At 44.7% G+C, this 1,697-nt stretch carries 1 protein-coding gene; it reads right to left on the minus strand.

Going from position 1 to position 1,697, the window contains the following annotated elements; all coding sequences use genetic code 11:
- On the minus strand, positions 1 to 1,697 hold a 1,697-nt coding region (locus tag BUC29_RS21620; protein WP_394332993.1), incomplete at both ends, for a beta strand repeat-containing protein.

A 1,697-nucleotide genomic window follows, 5' to 3' on the forward strand; every position in this document is an offset into this window, starting at 1 on the left:
CCTGCTGTAACTGATCCTATTGTGTCTGCATTTGCTACTAGTGTTCCTGCCGTAACCACAACTTTTGAAATTACTGTATCACAGTTTGTCGGATTGGTAACTTCACAGATAGTGTATTGAACATCGTAAGTGCCTGCTGCTGTATTTGGTGCAACTGTTACTGTCCCGTCTGCATTCAATGTTAATCCTGCCGGAACGCTTACTCCTGTCAGGGTTATTTGTCCTGCTGATGTTCCAATCACAACCGGGTTTCCGTTTAGGGTATCGTTAGCTGTTAAAGCTGCTGTTGTGCCGCCTGTGTTTCCGTTTACTGATGTCGTAGTTTCAGTTACAGCGTCGATTACCGGTACACCTACGGTTACACTTACAGTGTTTGAACTGCAGTTTGTCGGGTTTAGTTTCTCACAGATAGTGTAAGTCAGCGTGTAAGTGCCTGCCGGAGCATTAGCACCTAATGTTAAACTTCCGTCAGGGTTTAGAACTAAATAGCCTGTCGGGTCTGCTGTTGTAGTTGTCAGATTAACATCTGATGGTACCAGAGCGGTTCCGTTTTTAGTATCGTTATCAAATACATTCACAGGCAGTGTCTGAGGAGTGTTTCCTGCTGTAACTGATCCGATTGTGTCTGCATTTGCTACTAGGGTTCCTGCGGTAACCACAACTTTTGAGATTACTGTATCACAGTTCCCTGGATTTGTAACTTCACAGATTGTGTATTCTACATCGTAAGTGCCTGCTGGTGTGTTTGCCGCTACAGTTACTGTTCCATTAGCATTTAATGTTAAGCCTGTCGGAACGCTTACTGCTGTGAGTGTTACCTGTCCTGCTGATGTTCCAATCACAACTGGATTACCATTTAAAGTATCATTAGCTGTTAAAGCTGCCATTGTGCCGCCTGTGTTTCCGTTTACTGAAGCTGTAGTTTCGGTTACAGCGTCAATTACGGCTGCTCCTACCACAACTTTTGAAATTACAGTATCACAGTTCCCTAGATTTGTAACTTCACAGATTGTATATTCTACATCATAAGTTCCTGCTGCTGTATTTGATGCCACTGTTACCGTCCCGTCTGCATTTAATGTTAATCCTGCTGGAACGCTTACTGCTGTGAGTGTTACCTGCCCAGCTGAAGTTCCAATTACTACCGGATTTCCGTTTAAAGTATCATTAGCTGTCAGGGCTGCTGTTGTACCGCCTGTGTTTCCGTTTACTGATGCTGTTGTTTCAGTTACTGCATCGATTACTGCTGCGCCTACTACTACTTTTGAGATTACCGTATCACAGTTGCCTGGATTTGTAACTTCACAGATAGTGTACTGAACATCATAAGTTCCTGCCGGTGTATTAGCCGCAACGGTTACTGTTCCATTAGCATTCAATGTTAAGCCTGCCGGAACGCTTACTGCTGTTAATGTTACTTGTCCTGCTGATGTGCCGATCACAACCGGATTTCCGTTTAGGGTATCGTTTGCTGTCAGGGCTGCTGTTGTGCCGCCTGTGTTTCCATTTACCGAAGCTGTAGTTTCGGTTACTGCATCGATTACCGGTACGCCGACTGTTACAGTCACTGTGTTTGAACTGCAGTTTGATGGGTTTAGTTTCTCACAGATCGTGTAAGTTAACGTGTAAGTGCCTGCCGGTGCATTGGCCCCTAATGTTAAGCTTCCGTCCGGGTTTAGAACTAAATATCCTGTCGG

The sequence above is a fragment of the Flavobacterium defluvii genome (assembly GCF_900129555.1).
Taxonomy (GTDB): Bacteria; Bacteroidota; Bacteroidia; order Flavobacteriales; family Flavobacteriaceae; genus Flavobacterium; species Flavobacterium defluvii.